Consider the following 26264-nt stretch of genomic DNA (forward strand, 5'->3'; position numbering starts at 1 on the left):
TCACAAACCGTCTGCGGGAAAACATAGAAAGAGATCCCAAAGATGCCCTTAAGCGGCACACAACCATGGTACCGCGAACAGGCCCGTTCTGTACAGCGAAACCCCATAACTTGTCACGACGGCCGGCCAAAAGCCCTTCAGTGAGGCCTTCGGAGTTGCATTGTGCCTGCAGTTTGTGGTGTGTTTTGTGGGACTTGAATTTGTTTGTTGATTTGGGATTTGTGCTGCAAACCAGTTGTTGATAATATTTATATTAAAAGATACAATGAAAGAAATCCACCTTCCGGGGTGATTTCCGGTGCCCTTCAAAGAATTGGCCCGAATTGACAAACTGGTGCACGAACCCGCGCGCCTCGCGATTCTCAACGCTTTGGCCGCCTGTCATGTGGCCGAGTTTCTATTCCTCCAGGAATTGACCGGCTTGACCAAGGGAAACCTCTCCTGTCACCTTTCCAAATTGGAAAAGGCCAACCTTGTCTCCATCGACAAACATTTTGTTCGCAAAAAAATTCCTCAAACCACCGTGCGAATCACGCCGGAGGGCCGGGCTGCCGTCGAGAATTATTGGAAAAATCTGGACAGAATCCGGTCGGAAATCGAAAACCTGAAAAATTGACCGGCGCCTTGTCCCTCGTCCGTTCTCCCATCCGGAGGCGCGGCATCAGGTCCTTAAGGCGATCGCATCCGGGAGCCCCCTTCGCCGGCTTTGAAAAGGGAGCCCTTCGGAAGCCTCCAACCGGAAAGCCCGGGAAAACGCGTCGGATCCGCCCTCCATCCCGGCGGATGCGGAAAAAGCCCGAGGCTTTGTTTGGGAATTGGCGGCCGTTTGAGCGGCTGGGAGAGGAGTTTTTAAAACGGCGAAGCCAGATGGATCCCGACCGAAGAAAAGCGCTGGCCCAAAATCTCCTGCGGCGGATCCAAGCGGACGGGGAAAGCGAACCTGACGATGCCGAACTCCTTCTCGAGAAGATCTATGCCTATCTGAGACAGACCCGGTATTCCTCCATCCAATGACGCGCTAACGGACAAACGGCTGACAAGGGAAAATAAAACGCCCTCTGCGGAAAACCGACCGGCCCCGAGGCGCACCCTTGATTCGGGTAGCGCGGTCGGGCGATGGAATGAAGTGGGTTTTTTATAATGGAAGGGTGATGTGATTTTTTGTTTGTACTGCAAACTTGTTTTTAATATTGATCATTTTCCGAACCACCCTTTGCATATTTGCCCAAACCACGGATCAACGGCAGGAATAACATAAAATGTCCCAGTCGTCAGGGATCCATCGCCCTTGTCATTTTGGATGGGAGGGGATTGCTACGAAATCCGTTACCCTTGGAAACCTGGCCAGGATTATCGGCGGCAACCTGGTCCGCGGAGACGCGAACCTCTGGCTGAAAACGGCAAACTTCGGAAAACCCAAATATCTTCGCTCCGATCAGATCTATTTTTACACCAAGAAAAAATCCTGGAACCAGCAACTGGACGCCATCCGGCGTGTTCGTCCGAAAGCCGTCGTCCTTCCGCCCTCGCTCTCACATCATCCGATTCCTCCCTCCGTCGGATTGATCACCGTCAAAGACACCTTTGCCGCCTTCTGGCGCCTGGCCCTCTGGAATTGGAGACATTGTTCGCCGCGGGTCATCGGAATCACCGGCAGCGCCGGCAAATCCACAACCACCGAGATGACGGCATCCATCCTGAAACGGAAATGGTCGATGATCAAAACGCAGGGCAATCTGAACACCTATTCCTTCCTGCCCTCCTATCTGGTTCGCCTCTCTCCCGGTCACCGCATTCTTTTGTTGGAGATGGGGATGAAATCCCTCAACAACATCGCCCGGCAATGCAGCGTGGTCCGTCCCGAAATCGGCGCCATCACCAATGTGGGTGAAGCGCACGTCGGAAGCCTGGGCAGTCTCGACCGCGTGGTCCGCGCCAAACAGGAGCTGATCGACGGCATGCGGCCGGGGGGCGTCCTCTTCCTCAATGCCGACGATCCCCGATCCCGCAAATTGAACACCCGCCATTTCAGAGGCATCGTACGCACCTTCGGCATTCGCAATCCGGCCGATGTGCGCGCCCATTCAGTCCGATACACATCCCGGGGGATGGAATTCCGGGTTCGGCTGGATCGGACGGATTATCCCTTCCGCATTCCCGTTTTCGGCGTGCACAATGTGTACAACGCCCTGGCGGCGATCGGCATCGCCCGTGCGCTCCGCGTTCCGGTCCGGGACATTCAGGAAGGCCTCGCCCACTTTCAACCGCCGAAAATGCGCCTGCAATTCGTACCGGGACGGGGCGGGCGCACGTTGATCAATGATGCGTGGAATGCCAATCCCACCGCCATGATGGAAGGATTGAAAGTACTGAAACACGTATCCCGCGGCCGGCCCGCCGTCGCCGTGCTGGGAGACATGCTCGAACTGGGCAATCTGAGCCGGTGGGCCCATCAGCAGGTGGGCAAATTCGTCGCCAAGATCTCCCCCGACTGGCTCGTCACCGTGGGAAAAGAGGCCCGGGAGATCGGGACGACTGCCGCGGCAATGGGGATGAACCCTTCGCGGGTGCGCCACTTCAGGACACGGGAAGGAGCCGCCCGATTTCTGCAGCAACTTCCGCGAAACGCCGTCATCTATTTCAAAGCTTCGCGAAAACTGCACTTCGAAAAGCTGGTCAAACTGTTGCGCGCCCCATAGTCCTATATGGGGCAATTTCTTTGAAAGATAAAAACACCGCCGCCAACTGATCGGCGGCAGTGTTTTTAAGAAAAAGATTCACAGGGGTTGCAAAGTCGTTCAAGGCGGGCGGAATGTGATGCCGCTCAAGGAGCACCACAGACAGCCAACAAGCCATTCGGATGGAACGAAGCGTTGAATTGGACACGGGCAACCGCCGGCTTCCGCGGCAGAAGGAATGAAAAAGCTTATCCGTGCTTCCCCCTTCGGTCCCACGCGAAATCCCAAAAAGGGTGCAAAAACCCCGTCCGCTGCGCCGAGTCATTTGCGCGCACGGATTTTCGGGGCACACACAAAAAATTTCTTTCCGTCCCGGGGACGCTTGGAAGCACAATTGGTCCGGCTCACCCCGCCCATCCGCAGCCGTACGGAAAGCCACATGATTTCACCGGGGATCAAGGCGACAGAGCCGAACCGCCCTTGCCGGATTTGACCACGATGGCGTCACCCGCTTTTTCACCCGAAGGGGAACGTCGCTGAAGGCCCATCGAAGCCCCCGTTTGTGGTCCGCGGCATCACCTTGCGGAAATGACGAAAATCCCCGGCACACAGCGAAGCTCCCGGCCATGCAAGTGCGTTTCCCGCGCGGAATGGTGCACCCGCCGATTCGCATCGTCGGAACGGGTGAAGAGGGAGCGGCGACCCGCGCCGCCCGCCGCGCCTGGACGCTCCTGTGCACGGGGAACGCCCATTCCGGTCTGATTACGTCACCTGCTCCCCGAAATCGATCCGGTCGAAGGCCTTCAGCGTAATCAAGTTTTGGACCGTCAAATAGCCTTTCCACTCTTCCTTGGCAACTTGCCAATCCTCGTGATACTGCCCCCACTCCCAATTGGGATCCCAGGAACCGTCCTCCGCTTGTTTTTCGATCAGGTAATCCAGGTTTCTGGCCACATCACCGGCCAGCTCTTCGTAAAAGGGAGAACGGGGAGTTTTAACCAATATGAGGGGCTGCATCGAGTATTGATCCCAATGATCGGGCCGGGTTTCCACCAAATCCGCCAGTTGGGAGCGAATCGCCCCGATGATCCGGTCCCGGACGGGCTTGGGCGCCTGCTCCGCCAGGCGGACATAACAGAGACATTCGTGCATGGTCAATTTTGTCTGGTCGAGATGCTCCAAGCACCGTCGGGTCGCATCTTCGAGAAAATCCCCCGGAACCCACCGGGAATACCGGTGAAAACAGCCGACGATTTCCGCAAAGGGATTTCCCCAGGCTTCCTCCACCGACGTTCGTTTCCGCTCCTCGTCGTAGTGCCACCAGGGGGCGTGGGGCACGCGGTTCACCGATTCCGGGACGGCTTTCCATCTGCCGGCTCGCTCGTCATAGGTTTCGAGAAGGTAACGGATCCCCCTTTCCACAAGGGGATGGTCCGCCGGCGTGTCGACGGCGATCAAATATTGAAATCCGACGGTGGTGGCCATCGGTGAAGAGGACTCGAGGCGGAAATCCGGCTCAAGGGCGCGTCCAAATCCCCCGTCTTCGTTCTGATACCTCTCCAACTCCTCCCAGACCCGTTCCCGGGAACCTTCACCGAACGTGTATTCAAACAAAGCCCGGTCAATTCCGCGGGCCCTCTCCCGAACGAACCTTTTTCCCTTCTCAAAATCCGGCCGGCTGAGTCGAAGCGGCGAACGCATCCATCTCCCTCCTTCTTCACCACCAATCCTTTCTCATCAATTTCTTTCCATAAACACCAGCCTCGCCCCCAACAAAACATATATCCCCGCCTTGGTCCGGTTGACCCATTTCGACGAGGTCGCGCTTTTCAGGATATTGCGGCCGAGACGGTGGGTGATCACGGAAACGGAAGTGAATACGACCAGAGCCTGGGCCGTGAACACCGCTCCCAAAACCGCCATTTGCCAAGAAACCGATCCGGCGTCCGGCGACACGAACTGGGGAAAAAAGGCCAGAAAAAACAGGGAAACCTTTGGGTTGAGCAGATTCATGAAGATCCCCCGCCGATACAATGCGGCAAAATGCCGGCGGGCCAGGGGGGATTCTTCGGAGCCGCCCGGCTCCTCCGCTTCGCGCAAAGCCTGAAAGGCCAGGATAAACAGGTAAAGCGCCCCCGCCCACTTCAACACCTGAAAGGCGAAGGAAGAATGGTACAAAAGGGCGGAAACTCCCAAAACGGCCGCCGTCGTGTGCACCACCAAGCCCGTGCACAGCCCCAGAGCGACGGCGATTCCGTCCCGGCGGCTGTGTGTGACACTCTGGGCGATGACAAACAAGATGTCCGGGCCCGGCATCAAAGTCAGCATCACGGAGATGCCCGTGAACGTAAGCAAATCTGCAAGATCCATTTCCCTTCCTCCATCGGGCTGAAAGCCCTCTTTTTCGGATGATTGGGAAAAATGCCGCGGCGGGAATGAGACGGGGCGGCCCCTCCATCCCACTTCCCGACTGCGACAGGCGGGCTTCAGTGAATGTCCTTCTTTTTAAACCGGCCGCCGTTGACGTCGTGGATATTGCTCACGGCCAAGAAAGCCTGGGGATCCATCTCCTGCACAATCATCTTCAGTTTCGCTTCCTCCAGACGGGTCACCACGCAGAAAATCACCTTTTTCTCGTCGCCGGTATAGGCCCCTTCCCCGGACAAATAGGTGACCCCCCGGCCCAGCCGGTAGAGAAGCGCTTCCCCGATTTCCTTGGCGCGATCGCTGATGATCCACACCGATTTGGTCTCATCCAGCCCTTCGATGACGATATCAATCATTTTGTAGGCGATGAAATAGGCCATCAGGGAGTACATGGCCCGTTCCCATCCGAAAACGAACCCCGCGCTTCCCAGGATGAAGATATTGAAAAACATCACGATTTGGCCGACGGAAAAGGGAAGCCGCTTGTTGAACAGGATGGCCAAAATTTCCGTCCCGTCCAAGGATCCCCCGTAACGGATGACCATCCCCACTCCCATCCCCAGAATGATTCCTCCGAAGACGGTGGCCAACAGCGGATCATCCGTAACCGCATCCACGGAATGGAGAAACGCCGTTCCGACCGACAGCAGACCCACGGCGAAAAACGTGGACAAGGCGAAGGTCTTTCCGATTTGCTTATACCCGATGTAAAAGAACGGCAGGTTGAGAAGGAAGATCAGAATCCCCAACTTTATGCCCAATAGATGGGACAACATGATCGATATCCCGACGATTCCCCCGTCAATGATCTTATTGGGCACCAGGAATAGTTCCAGCCCAACCGCCGCCAATCCGGCACCGATGGCGAGCAACAATCCTTTTTGTGCAATTTTGATTGACCCCATCACATCCCCCTCTCTGCGGATGGAAATGATTCGCCTTCTGCGGTAAATACAAAAAAAATGATAACAAACCTTTTCCGCTCGTCAACCGCCCTTTGGGCGGGCCCTTTTTCGCCGAACGGGGAAAAAGCCGGGAAAATCCCGGCTTTCGGGCCAAGACGGTATCCTTTGGGACCATGCTTATCGCCGGGTCGATCGGGTGTCGAAGGCGTCCCTGAGTCCATCGCCGATGAAATTGATCGCCAGCACGGTGATGACGATCATCATCCCGGGAGGAATCCACAGCCACGGCTGCTGGGTCAAAACGCGGATGTTCCGGGCTCCGTTCAGCATGTTTCCCCACGTGGGCGTCGGCTCCGGCACCCCGAAACCGAGAAAGCTGAGGGCTGACTCCACGGAGATCATCACCGCCATCAGCAGGGTGGCGTTGACGATGATCGGACCGAGGGCGTTGGGGATCATGTGGCGGAAGATGATTCGAAGATCGCTGCACCCGATCGCCCGGGCGCTGAGCACAAATTCCCTCTCCCTGAGCGAGAGGAACTGACCGCGGACGATCCGCGCCGTGGTCGCCCAGGAGGTGAGGGCCAGAGCAACGATCAGCACCCATAGGCTGGTTTTCTCGAGAATGGATGCCAGAAAGAGAAACATCAGCAGGGTGGGAAGAGTGAGCAGCACGTCCGTGGCGCGCATGATGATCATATCCACCCATTTGCCGTAATACCCGGCGACGGCCCCCAGCGTGCCCCCGATCAATACCGTAAAAATCATGGTTAAAAGTCCGATCAAGAGAGAGATGCGCCCTCCGTACAACAGGCGGGAAAAGACATCCCTTCCGGTGTCGTCGGTGCCCAGCCAGTGTTTTCCGTCCGGACGGGCATCGGTGTTGTACAGATCGGAGGCGTACGGATCGTGCTTGGCGATCAACGGGGCGCAGACCGACAGCAGCGTGACCGCGAGCAGGATGAAGATCCCGGCCACCGCCATCCGGTTGCGAACAAACCGCCGGAGAGCCAGCTGAAAGGGAGATTTTCCCTTCTTCCCCTTGGCATCCGGCTTCAGTTCGGGCTCTTGCTCCGGCTGGTTCAGGATCACTTCGGCCGAGGAAGACATCCCCCATCACCTCCTAGTCGTATCGGATCCGCGGATCCACCACGCCGTAAAGGATATCCGCCACCAGGTTGCCGACGAGCACGCAAATGGCGATCAGCATTGTCGTTGCCATCAGGATCGGGTAATCCCGGTTGATCACCGACTCAAACAGCAGCTGCCCCAAACCGGGCCAACTGAAAATCGTCTCCGTGATCACCGCTCCGGAAAAGAGCAGGCCGAGATCCAGGCCAAACAGCGTCACCAACGGCAGCAGGGCGTTTCGGAGAACATGCCGGCGCAGGACCAGCGGAGCGGGAACCCCCTTGGCATAGGCGGTCCGCACGTAATCCTGCTGCTTCTCCTCCAGCACGCTGGCCCGGGTGTAGCGCATGTAAGAGGCAATGTTGATGATGGCCAGGGTAAAGGCAGGCAACACCACATGGTGCAACTTGTCCAGCCACAGGGCGATGCCCTCAAGCCCCGCCCCCGCGGTCACCGTCCCCGAAGAGGGAAACCATCGCAATTTAAAGGCGAAAAGATAGATCAGAAGAATTCCCGCGAAAAAACTGGGCATCGACAGGCCGACAAAAGCCGTTCCCGTCAGGGTGTAATCCACCGTGCCGTAAGGATGCTGCGCCGAATAGATTCCCAGCGGGACCGCCAGGGCATAGGTGAGAATCAGTGCACACACGGCCAGAAAAAACGTGTTCCCGATCCGTTCGGAAATCATCTCGCTCACCGGCGTTTTGTGGCGGAAGGAGATGCCCAGCTCCCCTTTGACAAAGTTGCCGGCCCAGATGAAATACTGCTCGACGGGACTTTTGTCCAAACCGAACTGTTTGCGCATCTGATCATAGTAACGGGCATCCACTTTGGGATCCAGTTGTCCTGTGAAGGCGTCTCCCGGAGCAAACTGGATCATCGTGAAAAGGATGATCGAAATGAGGATCAGCACGGGAATCATCACGAGCAAACGCCGGATAATGAATGTGGTCAAAGGCGGCTCCCCCCTCCTTCGGATCCTTAAAAAGGGCGTGCGGCCGGGCGCCGCACGCCCCTTTCACTGTGTCACTGCTGATCCTTCGGAATCCACCAGTCCATCACCTTATAGTGCTCGATGGCCCCGCGCCAGTCGAAAGTGACTCCCTTCACCCGCTTGTTCCACGCCTCGATCTTGTTTTGCGAGTAGAGGAAGACGTAGGGCACATCCTCGCTCACCACCTCCGTCCATTTGGCGTAGATTTCCTTCCGCTTGTTCTGATCCTGGATCGCCTCGGGGCTTTCCACGGCCTCTTTGATCAACTTGTCGCTCTCCTTGTTGACCCAGTGCGGGTAGTTCCAGGGATCGGTGCTGAGCCAGATGCCGGAGGGATCCGGATCGGGGGTGAGGCTCCAGCCCATCAGCCACATCTCCACCTTATCCTTTTCGACGGCATCGGCGTGGGCGGCAAATTCACGGGGTTTGGCCACTTCCACCTTCAGGCCGATCTTCTTCAGGTCCTCCGCGATGATCGGCGCAGTCTTTTCACGGATCGGGTTGCCCGTCGGATAATCCAGCTTCAGGCTGAAGGGCTTGCCTTTCGGATCCTCGACGAATCCGTCCCCGTCCTTGTCCTTGTAACCGGCTTCCTCCAGGAGCTGCTTGGCCTTATCCGGGTCATAGGGGTAGGCATCCTCCAATTCCTCGTTATAGGCCCAGCTCGCCTTCGGCATGTGCTGGTTCAGCACCGCGCCGTGACCCTTCAACAGGCCGTCCACCATGGCCTTGCGGTTGATGCCGTAGGCGATCGCCTGGCGCAGCTTTTTGTTTTTCAACTTGGGGTTGTTCAACTTGAAGCCCAAGTACTGATAGCTGAAATCCTGCGTTTCCTTGATCTCGATGTGCTCCATCGCCTTGATGGTATCAAAATCGTTCGGGGAAATGTCCGACAGGAAGTCGATCTCCCCATTCTCCAGCGCCGCGATGGCCACATCCTGGGAGATCACCTTCCAGATGATCTGATCCAGATACGGCTTGCCCTTTTCGTAGAAGTGCGGGTTCTTCTCCAGGACCACATACTCGTTGGGCTTGATCTCCTTAAATTTGAAGGGGCCGCTGCCGACCGGGTTCTTCTTGGTGGCCTCGTGGTTCGGCATATCCTTCACCGAAACCCCTTCGTAAACGTGTTTCGGAATCGGAGTACTCCACAGATTGTCCAAGGTGTTGGCACGGGCCACCGTAAACTCCACCTTCACCGTGTGATCGTCCACCTTGGTCACGCCGGAGAGCTTTTTCGCTTTCCCTTCATGCATCTCCTTGGCGCCCTTGATCATCTCCACCATGTAGTAGCGGGGACCGCTGTAATCCGGATGAGCGATCGTCTCCCAGGTGAAGATCAGATCGTCCGCCGTGATCGGTTCGCCGTCGTGCCACTTGGCGTCCTTCCGCAGTTGGATCGTCAGCTCCTTGCCGTCCTCGGAAAGCTCCCATTTTTCCGCCAGAAGCGGCACATTGAGCTGCAGCTTGTCGTCGTAAGCCCACAAACTGTCGAAGGTATATTGGAGGACATAAGCATCATACTGATCCTCGTAGAATGCCGGATTGAAGACCCCCTTCGGCGTGCTGAACATCGACAGCGTCACCGTGCCGCCGGAAACCGGCTGGCCTTCCGCCTCCCCGCTCTTGCCTTCGTCCGCCTGTTGACCGCAGGCAGCCAGGAAGAAGGACAGGGAAAGAACGAAAATCATGCTGAGAAGAAATGACTTCCTCTTCATCTCCATCGACCCCCTTGATCGATCTTTCTGACCCTCCGAACCGACTTCGCCGATCCATTCTTTCCTCTTCAGGCATCCCCCCTTTACAGGATCTCAACCCGCTTGAGCTCCCTCATCGAACAAGTGGCAGGCCACATAATGCTCGCCCCCGAGATGAATCATCTCGGGCCGCTCCGCCCGGCACCGGTCGAAGGCCTTCGGGCAGCGCGGGTGGAAAGCGCATCCCGCGGGAGGATTGGCCGGGCTGGGGACGTTCCCGCTGAGCACGATCCGCTCCCGTTTGTGCCGGGGATTGGGCACCGGCACGGCGGACAGCAGCGCCTGGGTGTAGGGGTGCGCCGGATGGTCGTAAAGTTCCCGCTTGGGAGCGACCTCCACCATCCGTCCCAGATACATCACCCCCACCCGGTCGGAAATGTGCTTGACGACGCTCAAATCGTGGGCGATGAAAATATAAGTCAGACCGAACTGATCCTGCAGATCCTCCATCAAATTCAGGATTTGCGACTGAATCGACACATCCAGCGCCGATACCGGCTCATCGGCCACGATCAGCTTCGGCCGGAGAGAAAGGGCCCGGGCGATCCCGATCCGCTGCCGCTGCCCCCCCGAAAACTCGTGGGGATAGCGCTGGACGTAGGCGGGATCCAGCCCCACCGTCTCCATCATCTCCCGCACCTTTTCCTTTCGCTCCCTTTTTGTGTACAAACCGTGCACCTTCATCGGCTCTTCAATCAGCTCCCCGACGGTCATCGTCGGGTTGAGGGAAGCGAAGGGATCCTGAAACACCATCTGCAGATCCCGGCGCACCCGGCGCAGGGCCCGTCGGGAAAGATGGGCGATGTCCCGCCCTTCGAACAGGACCTGGCCGTCCGTCGGTTCCAACAGCCGCAAAATCGTGCGGCCGGTGGTGGACTTTCCGCAGCCGGACTCCCCGACGAGGCCGAAGGTTTCCCCCTTCTTCACCGAAAAGCTCACCTGGTCGACGGCCTTGACATAACCGACCACCCTGCGCAGCACCCCGCCCCGGATCGGAAAATACTTGGAGAGATTTTTCACTTCCAGCACGGTTTCGCTCATCCCTCGTCCCCCTCTCCGGTTTCGTGCAGGAAACAGCGGACGCGGTGCCCCGGGGCGATCTCCATCAGTTCCGGTTCGGCCAGACGGCACTTTTCCCAGGCTTTCTCGCAGCGGGGGGCAAATTTGCATCCCTTGGGCCATTCATCGGGCGACGGAACATTTCCGCGAATGGAGTACAAGCGCTTCTGTTCCTCCTCCAGGCTGGGAACGGATCTCAGAAGCCCCTCCGTGTACGGATGCGCGGGCTGTTCGAACAGGCGGAAAACGTCCGCCTCCTCCACCACCCGTCCGGCGTACATCACCACAACCCGATCGGCCATTTCGGCCACGACCCCCAAATCGTGGGTGATCAGCAGGATCGCGGTGTCGAACTTCTCCTTCACCTCGCGCATCAGCTCCAAAATTTGCGCCTGGATGGTCACATCCAGAGCCGTCGTCGGTTCGTCGGCGATCAACAACTTGGGATTGCACGCCACGGCCATGGCGATCATCGCCCGCTGGCGCATGCCGCCGGACAATTGGTGCGGATACTCGTCGACAATCTCCTCGGCCCGCGGAAAGCCGACCAGCTTCAGGAGCTCCACCGTCCGGAGGCGGGCCGCCTTCTTGTCCAACCCCTGGTGCAGGATCAGACTTTCGGCGATCTGATTCCCGATGGTCATCACCGGGTTGAGCGAGGTCATCGGCTCCTGGAAAATCATCGAAATCTCGTTCCCGCGGATGCGGACCATCTCCTCCTCCGGTAGCAGACGGATATCCCTGCCGTCAAAGAGGATCTCCCCCTCGACGATCCTCCCCCGTTCAGGAAGCAACCTCAAAACGGAGAAGGACGTGATGCTCTTCCCGCAACCGGACTCTCCCACCAACGCCAGCGTCTCTTTCCGCCTCACCTCCAGATCGATCCCGTCCACCGCCGGGACCACGCCGTCATCCTGAAAAAAGTACGTTTTAAGATTCCGAATTCGCAGCAGCGGCTCCGACAAATTCCACCCTCCCACCCGTCAAGGATCGAAAATGGCGTATGAAGAGCGAAAATCAGACAGTTCCTGCATTATTTTATTCTCTTTTCATTTCCAAAAGCCCTTCTTTTGTGTTCAATCCTTCTTGGCAATCCTTTTGACCTCCTCCCGAAACGCGCAAAAGGGGGGCCGAAATGCACCGGCACCCCCTTCTTTTGCTTATGATGCTTCCTCCGCCGACGCTCTCCGGACCACAGTCACCACGTCGCCGGACGGCGTCAGCTGTTCCGGATATCCATATGCGCCGTGCTCACTCAGATCCAATCCCATCCTTTCCTCTTCCTCCGAAACGCGCAATCCGAACAGCCGGTCAATCACCCACAGGGCGACAAAGGAGGCGATCGCCACATACAGGGCGGTCACCGTCACCCCCAGCAACTGAATCAAAAGCTGCCTGAGCCCGCCCCCATAGAGAAGACCCGGACCTCCCACGCCCACGATCTCGACCAGGCGCGGCGATGCGAAAATCCCCGTGGACAAGGTTCCCCAGATTCCGGCCACCCCGTGAACGGAAAAGGCGTAGATGGGATCATCCACCCCCCTCCGCTCCAAATAGAAAACGGAAAACACCGCCAGCGCCCCGGCAACCCCTCCGATAATCACCGCAGCCCAGGGCTCGACAAAGGCGCAGGATGCCGTGATGGCCACCAGGGCGGCCAACACGCCGTTCAGCATCATCGCGATATCCGCCTTGCCCGTGAAGATCCGGACGGCGAGCAGGGCCGCAATGGCGCCGCTGGCGGCAGCCAGGTTGGTCGTCAGTGCGACGTAGCCGAAGAAGCCGTCCTGCGCCGACAGGGTGCTGCCCGGATTGAACCCGAACCATCCGATCCAGATGATCAACACGCCCAACACGGTATACACCTGGTTGTGTCCCGGCAGGGGGTTGGCCGTGCCGTCCCGGTTGAATTTGCCGATCCGGGGACCGAGCATGAGCGTTGCCACCAGCGCCGCGATTCCGCCTTGCAGGTGAACCACCGTGGAACCGGCAAAATCCTGCTTGCCGAGCGTCGACAGCCAGCCGCCTCCCCAAATCCAATGGGCGGCAACCGGATAAATCACCGCGACAAACAGCGTCCCGAAAAGGAAATAGGCGCCCAGTTTGGCCCGTTCGGCAAACCCGCCCCAGGCGATGGCCAGGGAAACCGCGGCAAAGGCCAACTGGAACAAAAACAGGATTTCCGTCGGGATTCCCCCCTCTTCGGCGGGGAAACGGAGAAACCACCCGCCGGTTCCGAACAGCGGAGTGCCCTCTCCGAAGGCGATGGCATACCCCACAGCCCAAAACGCGATGCCGGCCAGGGCGAAACTGAGCACCTGCTTGCCGGCGATGTGGCCGGCATTTTTCATGCGGGTGGATCCCGCCTCCAACAGCGCAAAGCCCGCCTGCATGAAAATCACAAGAATCGCGCTCAGGGTGACCCAGACCATGTCGACCGAACGTGCGACCGCATCCATCTCCCGCACCTCCATGTCAGGAAATATTACAAATCTTTCTGATGTATTGTATGTTATCACACTCACCCGGCGTGCGCAAGGGGGTCTTGTTAATTTTCATTACATATACAGTTCATTTATATGACAAGAATGGGAAATAAAAAAGACGGGGCCTTCGGCCGCCGTCCGGATTTACTCCTGATTCACCCAATTGTAAAAGGTAAAGGAAGAAGACCCGGGCTTCCGTTCCTCCCCCTGATAGAGAATCCCCCTTTGCCGGAACCGCCGGGAGTACTCCGCCGCTTCCTCGGCGTTCCGGATGCGGTTTCGCTGCCATTCCAGCAGGATGCGGTCGATATATCGAAAACTGGCTTTCCCCGAAAACACCGCCTCCCTCAGGGCGGCCAGAATCAGTTCCTCGGAATAGCCGTCCTGATCCACCCATTGGGTCAGCATCTCGCATTCCATCGGCGACAAGGGGCGTCCGAACTCTTCCTCAAAGCGGCGAAACAGATGTTGATATACCGCTTCCTTTTCCCCCTCCGAAGCGGAGCCCACCCGGCGGTCCAGAAAGGAAGCGGCCAACTGGTGCAAAAGGGGGGAAAGATCATACCTTTCGGAGCGCAGCCCTGCCCTGTCGATTTCCTCTTCAATCTTGAGGAATCCGCCGCGGACGAGGGATTGCAGCCAGGAAACAATCTGATCCGCGGGAACGCTCATTCGTTCCTCCAGTTCGCTCACCGTCGGAAAAGACTTCCCTTCCTTTTCCTGAAACACCATGAGGTGCAGAAGAAGCATCACTTGTCCCTCATTGAGACCCAAGCGCTTGTACTCGGAGAACAAAACCGCAGGCAGTGCGATGGATCCCTCCTGCAACAGGTGCACCAAAGCAGCGTGCGGAGACCCTTTTCGTTCCATGTCCATCCACCTCATCCCTACTATACCAGCGCCAAGGAAGAAAAAACAGTCTTGAAAAACAAAAAGCATCGGTCCCATGCCGATGCTTTTTGTTTTTTACGGATAGAGGCGGTTCAGCATGCGGGGGAAAGGAATGGTCTCCCGAACGTGATCCAACCCGCAGATCCAGGCGACCGTCCGTTCCAAACCCAATCCGAAACCGGAATGGGGCACCGTGCCGTACCGGCGGAGATCCAAATACCACTCATACGCTTCCCGGGGAAGCCGGTGTTCGACAAACCTCTGCCGAAGGAGCTCCGGATCGTCGATCCGCTGACTTCCGCCGATGATCTCGCCGTATCCCTCCGGCGCGATCAGATCCGCGCACAAAACCACCTCCGGCCGCGCCGGGTCCGGCTTCATGTAGAAAGCCTTCACTTTCGCCGGATAATGCGTGACGAACACCGGTTTGTCGAAGCTTTCGGCGATCTTCGTCTCGTGGGGCGCCCCGAAATCCTCCCCCCATTCAAAGGGCATTCCTTCCCGGTTCAAAAGTTCCACCGCCTCATCGTAGGTGATCCGGGGAAACGGCGATTTCACTCTTTCCAGGGGAGCGGTGTCCCGGCCGATGGTATTGAGCTCGTCCCGGCACGCCCTGAGCACATGCTGCACCACGTGGCTGACCAGCTCTTCCTGGATGCGCAGACTCTCCTCGTGCTCGGTGAAGGCCATTTCGGGCTCGATCATCCAAAATTCGATCAGATGGCGGCGCGTTTTCGATTTTTCCGCCCGGAACGTGGGTCCGAAGGAATAAACGCGCCCCAGCGCCATCGCCGCCGCTTCCATATACAGCTGCCCGCTTTGGGTGAGGAAGGCCTCCTCATCGAAATACCGGGTGGAAAACAGCGTGGTCGTCCCCTCACAGGCGGAAGGGGTCAATATCGGGGGATCCACGAGGGTGAATCCCTGTCCGTCCAGCCAGTCCTGAATCGCCCGGATGATTTCGGCGCGAATCTTGAGAATGGCGCGCTGACGGGGGGTGCGGATCCAAAGGTGGCGATGATCCATCAGGAAGTCCACACCGTGCTTTTTCAGGGCGATGGGGTACTCCTCGGCAATCTGAATGATCTCAATGTCCTCGACATCCAGCTCATACCCGCCGGGAGCGCGCTCATCCCGGCGAACCGTCCCCCGGACATACAGGGAGCTTTCTTGGGTCAACTGCCTGGCTCGCTCCCACACCTCCGGGGACACCTGGTTCTTCACAAGAACGCCCTGGATGAAACCGGTGCCGTCGCGGAGCTGAAGAAACTGGATCTTTCCGCTGGAACGTTTGTTGTACAGCCATGCGCCCAACTTCACCGATTCACCGACATGTTCAGCGATATTGCCAATACGGACCAACACTTTGATTCCCCCATCCAATTGCTGACTCGTTCATTATAAACCCACCGGAAAAGGAGAGTCAATGCGCGCTGGCCCCTGCTTCCGAAACATAAAAAGCGGCCGGCGAAAAGCCGGCCGCCAGCTGTCGGCAGATTCCAGGAGGGGGCTGAAGGGGGCGGGAAGGAAAACGCGGCCCGTTCCATCGGCGCAGCCTTCGGAAGGCTGCGTTTCCTTAACATCAGTACAGCGACATATACTGCTCCCGTTCCCAGGGATGCACTTGCATGCGGAACATGTCCCACTCGATCTCCTTCGCTTGGACGAAGTGGGTCAGGGCGTGTTCCCCGAGGGCTTCGCAGATCACCGGATTCCGCTGCAATTCCTCCAGTGCTTCCTTCAGAGTGGAAGGCAGGCTCTCGATTCCCGCGGCGCGCCGTTCCGCATCGTCCATGACGTAAATGTTGCGATCCACTTGCTCCGGAAGAGGCAGCTCGTTTTTGATGCCGTCCAGCCCGGCCTTCAGCATCACCGCCAGCGCCAGATAAGGATTGGCCGCGGGATCGGGGTTGCGCACTTCGATCCGGGTGCTCAATCCCCGGGAAGCCGGAATGCGGACCAGGGGACTTCGGTTTTTCGGCGACCACGCCACGTAGCACGGGGCTTCATAACCGGGCACCAGCCGCTTGTAGGAATTGACCAGGGGATTGGTGATCGCCGCGAAGGAGCGGGCGTGCTTCAGGATGCCGGCCAGAAAGTGGCGGGCGATTTGGGAAAGGCCCAGTTCGTCCCTTTCGTCGTAAAAGGCGTTCTCATCCCCCCGGAACAGCGACATGTGGCAGTGCATCCCCGACCCGTTCACGCCGTAGAGGGGCTTTGGCATGAACGTGGCGTGCAATCCGTACCGGCGGGCGATATTCTTCACCACCAGTTTGAAGATCTGGATGTTGTCCGCCGTCTGCACCGCATTGGCATACTTAAAATCGATTTCGTGCTGTCCCGGGGCCACTTCGTGGTGGGAAGCCTCCACTTCGAAACCCAGTTGGTCCAGGGTGACCACGATATCCCGCCGGCAGTTTTCGCCCAGGTCCAGGGGAGCCAGGTCAAAATAGCCGCCTTTGTCGTTCAGATCCAAGGTGGGCTCCCCTTTTTCATCGGACTTGAACAGGAAAAATTCCGGTTCCGTCCCCACGTTGAAGGCGGTAAAGCCCATCTCCTCCGCTTCCTTGAGCACCCTTTTCAAAATGCTTCGCGGATCGCCGGGAAAGGGTCTGCCGTCCGGCAAATAGACGTCACAGATCAAACCGGCCACTTTCCCCTCCGTCCCGGACGTCCAGGGATAAATCACCCAGGAATCGAGATCGGGATACAGGTACATATCCGATTCCTCGATGCGGACAAACCCTTCGATCGACGATCCGTCGAACATCAACTTGTTGTCCAGCGCCTTTTCCAGTTGGCTGCGGGGGATTTCCACGTTCTTGATGGTGCCGAGCAAATCGGTAAACTGCAGCCGGATATACCGGACATTCTCCTCTTCCACCATTTTCATGATATCTTCCCGGGTATATCTTCCAGCCATATATCAGTCTCCCTTCTCTCAAAATAAATGCGTCGCGGCATCAATGGAAGAAGCGGGACAACTCCCCTTGAATCAGATGCTGCTGCCCCGGCCGGACCGGCAATTCATTCAGCTGCCGCTTCAACAGACGGTGCAGCTCTTCCTCCGACAAATCCCGCCGGGACTCCGACTCGGCCAACGGCTGAACCGGTTCGGAGAGCGGCGCCTTCGGGCGGCTCAGCACTTCCTTGACGCCGGCGATGTTCACCCCTTTTTCCATCAATGCCTTGATCTCCAACAGCCGATCCACGTCATTGAAGGAAAACAAGCGTTGATTTCCCTTGGTGCGCGCCGGTTTGATCAATCCCTGCTCCTCGTAGTATCGTATCTGGCGAGGAGTCAACTCGGTCAGCTTGGTCACAATCCCCATCGGAAACAAAGGCATGTTTCGCCGAACCGAGTCGCGCACAACCATTCCCTCCCTTCCCTTGTTTGAATACATTCTATTCCATGACAAGTTTATTTGTCAACACATGTTAAAAAAAATAACATCTAATGGCCGCGATCGGAACCTTCCGGGGGAGTTATGCCATTTCGACAATACCTGTTGCAGATCGCCTCGATTTGTGTTAAGTCAATATGAGGGAACGATTGAAATTCCCTGTGTGCATGTAAACGACGATCCTGATTATCGGAAGGGGAGCTCTCCTTTGCTGCACTTAAAAAAGAAAGGAACGGAATTGCTTGATCTGTTGATCCAAAGCGCCGAAAACACATATCAGGCCTCCCTCATTTTCCGGAAGGCCATGAACGGAGACCTGAATCCAACCGCTTACATTCAGGAACTCAACGATTTGGAAAAGAAGGGCGATCAAATCACCCGCCAAATTTACACGGACCTGGATCAGGTCTTCGTGACCCCGCTCGACCGGGAAGACATTATCACTTTGGCCTCCAAAATCGATGACGTCATCGACGGCATCGAGGCCACCATTTCCCGATTCGATTACCTGGACATCCCCTATACGGATCAGACGATGAAACAATTTGCCGAAGTGCTGGTCTCCTCCTGCGAACACATCCTCTCCGCCATGAAACTTCTCTCCCAAAAGAAATACCTGCAAATCCGCGAGCACACCATTGAAATCAACCATCTGGAAAACGAAGGGAACCGCTTGATGCGGGAAGGAATTCGCACCATTTTCACCAATCCCCGCGATCCCTACCATGACTTCAAACTGAAGGAAGTTTACGAGCGGCTGGAGAGAGTGACCGATTGCTGCGAAGACGTGGCCGACATTTTGGACAGCGTGTTGCTGCGTTATGCCTGATCAAATGATGATACACAAACTCTGAATGTAGGGGGTTAGCGCAGCGTGTCTCCTTGCGCGCGCGACAATTGATGGAAACCATCGTCATCATCGCTGTCGTCGTGTTTTTGGCTCTGGCCTTTGACTTCATCAACGGATTTCACGATACCGCCAATGCCATCGCCACTTCCGTTTCAACGAGGGCACTCAGTCCGCGCAACGCCATCCTGCTTGCCGCCACCCTCAACTTCGTCGGCGCCCTGACCTTTACGGGCGTCGCCAAATCGATCGGCGGCAACGTCGCTGACCCCTCGAAGTTGGATCACGGACTGTTGATCGTAACGGCGGCCCTTATCGCCGCGATTGCCTGGAACCTCATTACCTGGTGGTACGGCATCCCCTCCTCCTCTTCCCACGCTCTGATCGGTTCCTTGGCGGGGGCCGTCGTGAGCGCGGCGGGGATTGAAGGCATCAACGTATCGGGCTTTTCGGGAATCATAATGGGATTGATCTTTTCACCGATCATCGCCTTCGTCGTCGGGTTCATCGTGATGAAGATCGTTTATCTGATCTTTGCCAACCACAGCCCCCGCAAAATCAACAAAGGGTTCCGGGCCATGCAGGTTCTGACGGCGGCCTTCCAAAGTTTCTCGCACGGCACCAACGACGCCCAAAAAGCGATGGGCGTAATCACCTTTGCGCTGGTTGCCGGAGGTTTTCAATCGGATCTGGAGGTTCCGCTGTGGGTCAAGGTTGCCGCGGCCACGGCGATGGGGCTCGGCACCTCCTTCGGCGGTTGGAAGATCATCAAGACGATGGGCTCAAAAATCTTCAAGATCGAACCCGCCAACGGAGTTTCCGCCGACCTCACCTCCGCCTCCGTCATCCTCAGTGCCACCGTGACCGGTTTTCCGGTCAGCACGACCCATGTGGTCACCTCGGGAATTTTGGGGGTCGGAGCCTCCAAGCGGTTTCGGGAAGTCAAATGGGAAGTGGCCGGAAAAATTGTCTTGACGTGGTTCATCACGATTCCCATCTCCGCCCTGCTCGCCTGGATCACCTTCAAAGCGATCGAGATTCTCTTTCTGTAAAGGATAAACCCTGCCCGGTGGGCAGGGTTTTTGGATGGATGCGAAGCAAAATGCAGGCCGGCGTTCAAAGCCGCCGCGAGGCGGGGCTTAAGTCCTCATTCCCCCAGCCGCATTCCTCCCCCAATCTCTCCCGATCCCGGACCGATACCGCAGAGCGGCACAGGGCTTTGTCACCGCTTCTCTCCCCGATTTAAAGACTGCCTGTGGCGAGAGCACGGCGAAATTCGGGACAAGCGCATGGACCCGACCCCGGCCTGCAATAAGGGATGACATCCGACTCCACAAACCTTAAAACCCCTGCCCACGGGCAGGGGTTTTTGCTTTCACACCGCCAGAATCACAAACCAGATCAAAATGCCGAACATCAGAAGTCCCTTGAAGAACAGGCCGCCGAGAAACCCGACGAGGGTTCCCCACCCCACCCGGAGGGCTTCCTGCCAGGACTTTCTCTGAATCAGCTCCACGATGACCACGGCCACCAGCGGTCCGACAAGAATGCCCACGGGGCCGAGGATGAAGGGAAAGATGATCGCCCCGGCCACGGCGGCCAGCACGGAAAGCCGGGACCCCCCGTAAGTTCTCGCCGCCACGCCGCTGGCCACATAGTCGACGAGGAACGCCACCGCCATGACGATGACCGCCGCCACCCAGAAGGGCCAGTTCAAGGCATCCGAATCGATCAGAAAATGGTACACCAGAAAACCGACAAACAAAAGAGGGGCATCCGGCAAAACCGGGATCAGAAGCCCCGCAAAGCCCGCCACAAACAGGATCACGACCAAAATCCACCAAAGAACTTCCATTCCTCACGTCTCCTTTGCCGTGTTTAGGGCCGGCACCTTTCCCGTGGACAACAGTCGATCCAAGGCATGCAAAACGGCGATCTTCACGTGGGAATAGGTAAGCCCCCCCTGCATGTATGCGATATAGGGCGGCCTTAAGGGACCGTCCGCCGAAAGCTCGATGCTGGCGCCCTGGACAAAGGTACCTGCAGCCATGATCACCGGATCGTCGTAACCGGGCATCGGCGCGGGTTCCGGCGCCAGATGGGCGTCGACGGGAGAGGCGGACTGGATTCCCCGGCAAAAGGCGATAAGCAGATCGGGATCGCCGAAGCGCACCTGCTGGATGATGTCGGCGCGCGGCTCATCCCAGGCCGGCGAAGCGGAAAACCCCGCCTCCTCCAGCATCGCCGCGGCGAAAACCGCCCCCTTCAGGGCCTGACCGACAACGTGGGGGGCCAAAAAAAATCCCTGAAAATAATCCCGGAGATGGCCGTAGGTGGCCCCTCCCTCCATGCCAACGCCGGGCGCCACGAGCCTTGAAGCGGCCCGCTCCACCCATTTTCTTTTTCCGGCGATGTATCCCCCAGTCTTCGCCAAGCCGCCGCCGGGATTTTTTATCAGGGAGCCCGCCATCAGATCCGCCCCGACGGCCGTCGGTTCCACGTCCTCCACAAATTCGCCGTAGCAATTGTCCACGAATATGACCGCGTCCGGAACGTGCCTTCGCAACCAACGGATCATCTCTTCGATGGCCGCAACGGAAAAGGAAGGCCGGTCGGCATACCCGCGGGATCGCTGGATGCCGATGCACTTCGTGTTGGGGCCGATCGCCGCGCGAACCGCCTCGAAGTCCACCCGCCCCTCCGCAGTCAAGGGAATCTCCCTGTAGGTGATCCCGTAATCGCAAAGGGAACCGGACCCGTCCGCCTCCGTCCCGATCACCCGATGCAGGGTGTCGTAGGGGGAACCGGTGATGTACAGCAGCTCGTCCCCGGGACGCAACGCCCCGTACAAACAGGCGGCGATGGCGTGGGTTCCGGAGACGATGTGCGGGCGGACCAGGGCGGTCTCCGCGCCGAACACCCTGGCCACCACCCGCTCCAGGACGGCTCGTCCGAGATCGTCATACCCGTATCCCGTGGAGGGAGCCAAATGGTGTTCCCCCACTCCCTCTTCCCGGAAGGCCCTCAACACCTTCCATTGATTTCGCTCCGCCTGCCGATCGATTTCCGCAAGCCGGAAAGCGATGCGCTCTTCCACCCGTTCGACCCATTTCTTCAGCGTTTGCCCGTGCCTCAGATCCTCGTACACCTCTAACCCCTTTTTCACATGGACTTAATCGCTGCTGACCCGGATATGCTCCTTCACTTCCTTGGAAAGCCGGCGAAAGCGGCGGAGCGGAAGCCGGAAATCGATCCTGACGGTCACCCCGGACACCTCCGACCGAACCACTTCCGCATTCCGGTACAAGGCGGCGATCCACTCCCCGCGGGTCACCGGGAACTCGGCCGACCCGCACACCTGTTCACGGTGAAGCGCTTGATCGATCGCCTGCTTCAACCGCTCGAGATCCTCGTCGGAGAAAGCCGAAATCCGAAGGGTTCCCTCCTCCTCCGGCATTTCCGCCGCCACCCGGTCCATCTTGTTGAAAACCGTCAGCGTCGGAATGTCCGCGGCGCCCAGTTCCTGCAACACCTGCTCCACGGCCCGCATCTGCTCGGACGCTTCCGGGTGGCTGGCATCCACCACGTGAAGCAGCAGATCCGCCTCCTTCACCTGCTCCAGGGTGGAGCGGAACGCCGCAACCAAATGGTGCGGCAGGCGGCGGATAAATCCGACGGTGTCGGTCAAAAGCACCTGCTCGCCGGACGGAAGGCGCAAAAAGCGCGACGTGGGATCCAGCGTGGCGAACAGCCTGTCTTCCGAAAGCACATCGGAACCGGTGAGCCGGTTGAGAAGCGTCGATTTGCCCGCGTTGGTGTAACCGACCAGGGCCACCTGGACGATCTCCATTTTCCGCCGGCGGTCCCGGTGCAATTTCCGGTGCCTCCGCACCCGTTCCAGCTCCCGCTTCAGATCGCGGATGCGGCGGTGGATATGGCGCCGGTCCGTCTCCAGTTTGGTCTCCCCGGGTCCCCGGGTTCCGATGCCTCCCCCCAGACGAGACAGATCGCGTCCCCGTCCCGCCAGGCGGGGAAGAAGATATTCAAGCTGCGCCAACTCCACCTGATACCGCCCTTCCCGCGTTTTGGCCCGCTGGGCGAAAATGTCCAAAATCAACTGGGTGCGGTCGATCACCTTGCAAGGCATGATCCGCTCCAGGTGATACAACTGGGCCGGGGTCAGCTCCTGATCGAAGATGACCAAATCGGCTCCCGCGTCCTTCGCCTTCCGGGCGATCTCTTCCGCTTTTCCCCGGCCGATCAGCCAGGAGGGATCCATTTTATCGCGAAACTGCAATTCCGTCGATACCACCTCAGCCCGTGCGGTATCCGCAAGACGGGCCAACTCCTCCAGAGAGGAACGCAAATCCCAAGCGGTCCGCTTCGGGCCGCATCCGACCAGTATCGCTCGTTCACGTTCGCCGATCGGGTCGATCGAAGTTCATCCTCCTTGTGAATCCATAAATCTTGTCGCTATTCACTATTTATTATACCACGAACGGAGCGCCCGGTTCCCAACGTTTCCTCGAACCGCAAATCTTCCGCGCGAATCGTCATCAAATCATCCTTGGACGGATACCGCTCGCTCAGGAGGCGCACGGCGTGTTGCCGGATGCCCCGTTCAATCACGTTGCGGATATAGCGGGCATTGCCGAAGGGTTGAGACGTCCGGTTCATCTCCTTCAGCAATTGCCGCTTGAGCTTTTCCCTGGCCGCCCGGGAAAAGCGGTATTGCCGCTTTTTCAGCATTCTGTCGGCGATTTCCATCAGTTCCTCGATGGTGAAATCGGGAAAGGCAAGGTGGATGGGAAACCGCGAGGGAAGGCCGGGATTGGAACGCATGAAATGCTCCATCTCCAGGGAATATCCCGCCAAAATCAAGACGAATTCATCCCGGTGGTCCTCCATCGACTTGACCAGGGTGTCGATCGCCTCCTTGCCGAAATCCCTTTCCCCTCCCCGGGCCAGGGAATACGCTTCGTCAACAAAAAGAATCCCGCCCAGGGCCCGTTTCACGTGCTCCCGCGTCTTCTGCGCCGTGTGCCCGATGTATTCGCCCACCAGATCCGCCCGCTCCACTTCCACCAGATGCCCTTTGGAGAGAATGCCCATCTCTTTCAGCAGCCTGCTCATGATGCGGGCCACCGTCGTTTTGCCCGTCCCCGGATTGCCGGTGAACACCATGTGCAAAACCTGCTGTTCGGAGGGCAGGCCGGCGGCGGCGCGGCGCCGCCCCACTTCCAGCAAGGCATATATCTCCCGCACAAATTCCTTCACCTTTTTCAGGCCCACCAATTGGTCCAATTCTTCAAAACAGCGGCTCAGCGCCGGATGCTCTTCCGGATCGACCGGCGGAATCAGGGAGGAACGCTGATGCGAACGAATGGTTGCGTCTCCTTGGGATTCCCTTTCCAACACCACGTGAATTCGGTTCAACTCCCTTGTGATGACCGTTTTTCCCATGCCTGGTCACCTCTTGTTCCGATTCGGCTCATCCCATATATACGCGAAAGCCCAGCAATTGGTGAGAAGCATGAAAAAAATGGGGAAACACCTCGGCATTTTGCGGGGGGATCTTTGAAGAAATCGAGGCGAAAAAAGGGCCCGCCCCCGCCTTTTCGGCGGGGGCGGGCAAGCTTCCGGCAGAGGGCCGGTGCCGGACGCGTTTTGTCTCAAGGGGGAAAATCATTCCTCTTTTTGTTGATTTTCCTCCTGCGGCATCAGAGACACCGGGCGTGCGGGGGTGAAGGTGGAAATGGCATGTTTGTAGACCATTTGCTGCTTGCCGTCGCTGTCGATGATGATCGTGTAATTATCGAATCCCCGAACGACGCCCCTCAACTGAAAACCGTTGATCAGATAAATGGTGACGGGGACCGACTCTTTGCGGATTTGGTTCAAAAAAGTGTCCTGGATATTGATTGTCTGTTTCAATGGCCGTACCTCCTATGTACATTCACATTTAGTTTAATCTATTCTTTGTAGGCGGGAAACTTTCCTGCTGCAAGTTCCCAAATTTCTTCCGCGCTTTCCGGCTTATTCACATCGAACCAGTGGATTTCCGGAATCCGGCGAAACCAGGAAAGCTGCCGCTTGGCGAATTTGCGGGTTCCCCGTTTGATCGCCTCCACCGCCTCTTCGAGGCTGATCTCCCCGTCCAAATACATCATGATCTCCTTGTACCCCAGTGCCTGCATCGACGTCAAATCCCGGTGGTACCCCTTGCTTTGCAGGGCCTTCACCTCTTCCACCAGTCCCTCCGCCATCATCTGATCCACCCGCCGGTTGATCCGCTCGTACAAAAGCCCGCGCGGCATGGTGAGTCCGATCCACAACATATCGTAGCGGGGAGACGATTTTCGCTGCAGTCTGGAAAAGGGAATCCCCGTGCCCTCGTACACCTCCAGGGCGCGGATGATGCGCCGGCGATCGTTGGGATGAAGGCGCGCGGCCGTGTCGGGATCCACTTTTTTTAACTTCTCCCACAGCTTCTCATTTCCCTCTTTATCGGCAAACCGGTGCAGTTCCTCCCTCAGCCGGGGATTGCCTTCCACGCCCGGAAGGAGATATCCGTGGGTCACCGCTTGAATGTAGAGGCCGGTTCCTCCCACGAGGATCGGCAAGCGACCTCTGCGCTGGATATCCTCGATCGCCTCCCGGGCCAAGCGTTGATACTCCTCGACCGAAAAGGGATGGTCCGGATCGACGATATCGATCAGGTGGTGGGGAATCCTTTCCCGTTCCTCCGGCGACACCTTGGCCGTCCCGATATCCATGTGGCGGTATACCTGCATCGAGTCCCCGGAGACGATCTCGCCCCGGAAGGAGGCGGCCAGGGAGAGGCTGAGCGCCGTTTTTCCGACGGCGGTGGGTCCGACAATCACCAGAAGCGGCCCCCTCATCCATCCTTTCCCTCCACTCGGATCACGCCAAACGCATATGTGGAGGCTTCTCTCGCCACTTTAAATCCCAAGCGGGCGAACTCGCCGCTGCCCCGCCGCTCTTTGAGGAGCACGGCACGGCGGGCCACCCGGACCGCTTCCTTCACCGACGCCGGATCGAGGGGCTCCGGATTGGCCAAGGGCCGCAGGGCCTGCATCGCCGAAGACTCCCGGACGGTCTCGCCGAACATCGGATCAAACATCACGATGTCAAAGGAGTTGTCGGGCAGCCGCGGGAGATAATCGCGATAATCGGCGCAAACCACCTTCACCCTACGCATCGCCTCCGTCAGATCCGCCCGGTCCGTCGTGTAGGTGCGCAGTCCGTATTCCACCAATGCCGCAATCACCGGCTGGCTCTCCAGGGCGACCACCTTGCCCTCCGGACCGACCGCAAAGGAGGAGACGATGGCATCCGCTCCCAAGCCGAGGGTGCAATCCAGAACCTCGTCCCCCCGCCGCATGCCGCTGCTTGCCGCCAGCGGATCGTCCCCCCCGCTTCTCAGCCGCTTCACCCGGACGGCGGACATGCTCGGGTGAAAGAAAAACCGGCGGCCCTCCCGGTCTTCCCACCGGATCTCATCCCGGGTCACCACCACCGCCTGCGTGGACCCGGTTTCGGCAAACAGCTGTTTCAGCGTCTTGCGTTCCCGCGGTATGTAGGGAGCAGAGAGTCTCTCGGACAACTGCCGGGCAATTTCTTCCCTCTCGGGCTGCGGATGATAGGACGTAGTGACGAACACT

The 26264-nt window shown here is 58.0% G+C and carries 25 protein-coding genes; 5 read left to right on the plus strand and 20 right to left on the minus strand.

Going from position 1 to position 26264, the window contains the following annotated elements:
- Positions 1 to 298: 298 nt before the first annotated feature.
- From BM063_RS10465 to BM063_RS10475, 3 genes are all read left to right on the plus strand, one after another.
- On the plus strand, positions 299 to 616 hold the full coding sequence (locus BM063_RS10465; protein WP_218154435.1) for a transcriptional regulator: 318 nt from the start codon (positions 299 to 301) through the stop codon (positions 614 to 616).
- Positions 617 to 804: 188 nt separating this feature from the next.
- A complete protein-coding gene (locus BM063_RS17280; protein ID WP_143085317.1) occupies positions 805 to 1014 on the plus strand; it encodes a hypothetical protein in 210 nt (69 codons plus the stop codon).
- A gap of 245 nt (positions 1015 to 1259) precedes the next feature.
- Positions 1260 to 2699, plus strand: coding sequence for a UDP-N-acetylmuramoyl-tripeptide--D-alanyl-D-alanine ligase (locus BM063_RS10475; protein WP_092038708.1), 1440 nt, complete (start codon positions 1260 to 1262; stop codon positions 2697 to 2699).
- Positions 2700 to 3440: 741 nt separating this feature from the next.
- On the opposite strand, the gene BM063_RS10480 is transcribed toward BM063_RS10475, so the two are convergent.
- The 13 genes from BM063_RS10480 to BM063_RS10540 form a co-directional block, all read right to left on the minus strand.
- Positions 3441 to 4379: a hypothetical protein gene (locus tag BM063_RS10480; protein ID WP_092038711.1), complete on the minus strand. Its 939-nt coding sequence runs from the start codon at positions 4377 to 4379 to the stop codon at positions 3441 to 3443.
- Positions 4380 to 4415: 36 nt separating this feature from the next.
- A complete protein-coding gene (locus BM063_RS10485; protein WP_092038713.1) occupies positions 4416 to 5048 on the minus strand; it encodes a LysE family translocator in 633 nt (210 codons plus the stop codon).
- A gap of 116 nt (positions 5049 to 5164) precedes the next feature.
- Positions 5165 to 6010, minus strand: a complete 846-nt coding sequence (locus BM063_RS10490) for a YitT family protein (RefSeq protein WP_092038716.1) — start codon at positions 6008 to 6010, stop codon at positions 5165 to 5167.
- Between the two features lie 177 nt (positions 6011 to 6187).
- On the minus strand, positions 6188 to 7120 hold the full coding sequence (opp4C, locus tag BM063_RS10495) for an oligopeptide ABC transporter permease (RefSeq protein ID WP_092038719.1): 933 nt from the start codon (positions 7118 to 7120) through the stop codon (positions 6188 to 6190).
- Between the two features lie 13 nt (positions 7121 to 7133).
- Complete coding sequence (locus tag BM063_RS10500) at positions 7134 to 8096, minus strand: ABC transporter permease (RefSeq protein ID WP_092038722.1); 963 nt, start codon at positions 8094 to 8096, stop codon at positions 7134 to 7136.
- A gap of 71 nt (positions 8097 to 8167) precedes the next feature.
- On the minus strand, positions 8168 to 9853 hold the full coding sequence (locus BM063_RS10505; protein WP_177199097.1) for a peptide-binding protein: 1686 nt from the start codon (positions 9851 to 9853) through the stop codon (positions 8168 to 8170).
- A 93-nt stretch (positions 9854 to 9946) separates the two neighbouring features.
- The gene (locus BM063_RS10510) at positions 9947 to 10933 is read right to left on the minus strand and encodes an ABC transporter ATP-binding protein (protein ID WP_092038726.1); all 987 of its coding nucleotides are present in this window, start codon (positions 10931 to 10933) and stop codon (positions 9947 to 9949) included.
- Positions 10930 to 11916, minus strand: coding sequence for an ABC transporter ATP-binding protein (locus BM063_RS10515; RefSeq protein ID WP_092038729.1), 987 nt, complete (start codon positions 11914 to 11916; stop codon positions 10930 to 10932). The genes BM063_RS10510 and BM063_RS10515 overlap by 4 nt, the downstream gene beginning before the upstream one ends.
- A gap of 195 nt (positions 11917 to 12111) precedes the next feature.
- Positions 12112 to 13410 (minus strand): ammonium transporter, encoded by a 1299-nt coding sequence (locus BM063_RS10520; protein WP_092038730.1) that lies wholly within the window; start codon positions 13408 to 13410, stop codon positions 12112 to 12114.
- A 171-nt stretch (positions 13411 to 13581) separates the two neighbouring features.
- Positions 13582 to 14307 (minus strand): DnaD domain-containing protein, encoded by a 726-nt coding sequence (locus BM063_RS10525; protein WP_177199098.1) that lies wholly within the window; start codon positions 14305 to 14307, stop codon positions 13582 to 13584.
- Between the two features lie 96 nt (positions 14308 to 14403).
- Positions 14404 to 15693 (minus strand): asparagine--tRNA ligase, encoded by a 1290-nt coding sequence (asnS, locus tag BM063_RS10530; RefSeq protein ID WP_177199099.1) that lies wholly within the window; start codon positions 15691 to 15693, stop codon positions 14404 to 14406.
- Between the two features lie 217 nt (positions 15694 to 15910).
- Positions 15911 to 17251 carry a type I glutamate--ammonia ligase gene (glnA, locus tag BM063_RS10535; RefSeq protein ID WP_092038734.1) on the minus strand — a complete coding sequence of 447 codons (1341 nt, stop codon included), beginning with the start codon at positions 17249 to 17251 and terminating at the stop codon, positions 15911 to 15913.
- Positions 17252 to 17291: 40 nt separating this feature from the next.
- Complete coding sequence (locus BM063_RS10540; RefSeq protein WP_092038774.1) at positions 17292 to 17699, minus strand: MerR family transcriptional regulator; 408 nt, start codon at positions 17697 to 17699, stop codon at positions 17292 to 17294.
- A 241-nt stretch (positions 17700 to 17940) separates the two neighbouring features.
- Between BM063_RS10540 and BM063_RS10545 the strand changes: the two genes are divergently transcribed.
- Together BM063_RS10545 and BM063_RS10550 are read left to right on the plus strand one after the other, a co-directional pair.
- The gene (locus tag BM063_RS10545; protein WP_092038736.1) at positions 17941 to 18561 is read left to right on the plus strand and encodes a DUF47 domain-containing protein; all 621 of its coding nucleotides are present in this window, start codon (positions 17941 to 17943) and stop codon (positions 18559 to 18561) included.
- 71 nt (positions 18562 to 18632) lie between these two features.
- Positions 18633 to 19631: an inorganic phosphate transporter gene (locus BM063_RS10550; protein WP_092038776.1), complete on the plus strand. Its 999-nt coding sequence runs from the start codon at positions 18633 to 18635 to the stop codon at positions 19629 to 19631.
- A gap of 323 nt (positions 19632 to 19954) precedes the next feature.
- Here the strand turns inward: BM063_RS10550 and BM063_RS10555 are convergent, their stop codons facing one another.
- From BM063_RS10555 to BM063_RS10590, 7 genes are all read right to left on the minus strand, one after another.
- Complete coding sequence (locus tag BM063_RS10555) at positions 19955 to 20434, minus strand: DUF456 domain-containing protein (protein ID WP_092038737.1); 480 nt, start codon at positions 20432 to 20434, stop codon at positions 19955 to 19957.
- Positions 20435 to 20437: 3 nt separating this feature from the next.
- Positions 20438 to 21727 carry a methionine gamma-lyase family protein gene (locus tag BM063_RS10560; protein WP_092038738.1) on the minus strand — a complete coding sequence of 430 codons (1290 nt, stop codon included), beginning with the start codon at positions 21725 to 21727 and terminating at the stop codon, positions 20438 to 20440.
- Positions 21728 to 21751: 24 nt separating this feature from the next.
- On the minus strand, positions 21752 to 23014 hold the full coding sequence (hflX, locus tag BM063_RS10565; protein ID WP_092038740.1) for a GTPase HflX: 1263 nt from the start codon (positions 23012 to 23014) through the stop codon (positions 21752 to 21754).
- Positions 23015 to 23052: 38 nt separating this feature from the next.
- A complete protein-coding gene (locus tag BM063_RS10570; RefSeq protein ID WP_092038742.1) occupies positions 23053 to 24042 on the minus strand; it encodes an AAA family ATPase in 990 nt (329 codons plus the stop codon).
- 222 nt (positions 24043 to 24264) lie between these two features.
- On the minus strand, positions 24265 to 24513 hold the full coding sequence (gene hfq / locus BM063_RS10580; RefSeq protein WP_092038747.1) for an RNA chaperone Hfq: 249 nt from the start codon (positions 24511 to 24513) through the stop codon (positions 24265 to 24267).
- Positions 24514 to 24551: 38 nt separating this feature from the next.
- Positions 24552 to 25481 carry a tRNA (adenosine(37)-N6)-dimethylallyltransferase MiaA gene (miaA, locus tag BM063_RS10585; protein ID WP_092038749.1) on the minus strand — a complete coding sequence of 310 codons (930 nt, stop codon included), beginning with the start codon at positions 25479 to 25481 and terminating at the stop codon, positions 24552 to 24554.
- A complete protein-coding gene (locus BM063_RS10590; protein ID WP_092038751.1) occupies positions 25478 to 26263 on the minus strand; it encodes a class I SAM-dependent methyltransferase in 786 nt (261 codons plus the stop codon). Before BM063_RS10590 ends, miaA begins: the two co-directional genes overlap by 4 nt.
- Between the last annotated feature and the right edge of the window lies 1 nt (position 26264).

Source organism: Planifilum fulgidum (genome assembly GCF_900113175.1).
In the GTDB taxonomy this organism is placed as follows: domain Bacteria; phylum Bacillota; class Bacilli; order Thermoactinomycetales; family DSM-44946; genus Planifilum; species Planifilum fulgidum.

What these genes read in the sequence shown, in the direction of transcription:
- BM063_RS10485 (WP_092038713.1), bottom strand. Translation starts at nt 5,048, where the DNA reads ATGGATCTTGCAGATTTGCTTACGTTCACGGGCATCTCCGTGATGCTG.
- BM063_RS10475 (WP_092038708.1), top strand. Translation starts at nt 1,260, where the DNA reads ATGTCCCAGTCGTCAGGGATCCATCGCCCTTGTCATTTTGGATGGGAG.
- BM063_RS10490 (WP_092038716.1), bottom strand. Translation starts at nt 6,010, where the DNA reads ATGGGGTCAATCAAAATTGCACAAAAAGGATTGTTGCTCGCCATCGGT.
- BM063_RS10525 (WP_177199098.1), bottom strand. Translation starts at nt 14,307, where the DNA reads ATGGAACGAAAAGGGTCTCCGCACGCTGCTTTGGTGCACCTGTTGCAG.
- BM063_RS10570 (WP_092038742.1), bottom strand. Translation starts at nt 24,042, where the DNA reads ATGGGAAAAACGGTCATCACAAGGGAGTTGAACCGAATTCACGTGGTG.
- miaA (WP_092038749.1), bottom strand. Translation starts at nt 25,481, where the DNA reads ATGAGGGGGCCGCTTCTGGTGATTGTCGGACCCACCGCCGTCGGAAAA.
- BM063_RS10520 (WP_092038730.1), bottom strand. Translation starts at nt 13,410, where the DNA reads ATGGATGCGGTCGCACGTTCGGTCGACATGGTCTGGGTCACCCTGAGC.
- BM063_RS10510 (WP_092038726.1), bottom strand. Translation starts at nt 10,933, where the DNA reads ATGAGCGAAACCGTGCTGGAAGTGAAAAATCTCTCCAAGTATTTTCCG.
- BM063_RS10555 (WP_092038737.1), bottom strand. Translation starts at nt 20,434, where the DNA reads ATGGAAGTTCTTTGGTGGATTTTGGTCGTGATCCTGTTTGTGGCGGGC.
- glnA (WP_092038734.1), bottom strand. Translation starts at nt 17,251, where the DNA reads ATGGCTGGAAGATATACCCGGGAAGATATCATGAAAATGGTGGAAGAG.
- BM063_RS10505 (WP_177199097.1), bottom strand. Translation starts at nt 9,853, where the DNA reads ATGAAGAGGAAGTCATTTCTTCTCAGCATGATTTTCGTTCTTTCCCTG.
- opp4C (WP_092038719.1), bottom strand. Translation starts at nt 7,120, where the DNA reads ATGTCTTCCTCGGCCGAAGTGATCCTGAACCAGCCGGAGCAAGAGCCC.
- BM063_RS10550 (WP_092038776.1), top strand. Translation starts at nt 18,633, where the DNA reads ATGGAAACCATCGTCATCATCGCTGTCGTCGTGTTTTTGGCTCTGGCC.
- BM063_RS10480 (WP_092038711.1), bottom strand. Translation starts at nt 4,379, where the DNA reads ATGCGTTCGCCGCTTCGACTCAGCCGGCCGGATTTTGAGAAGGGAAAA.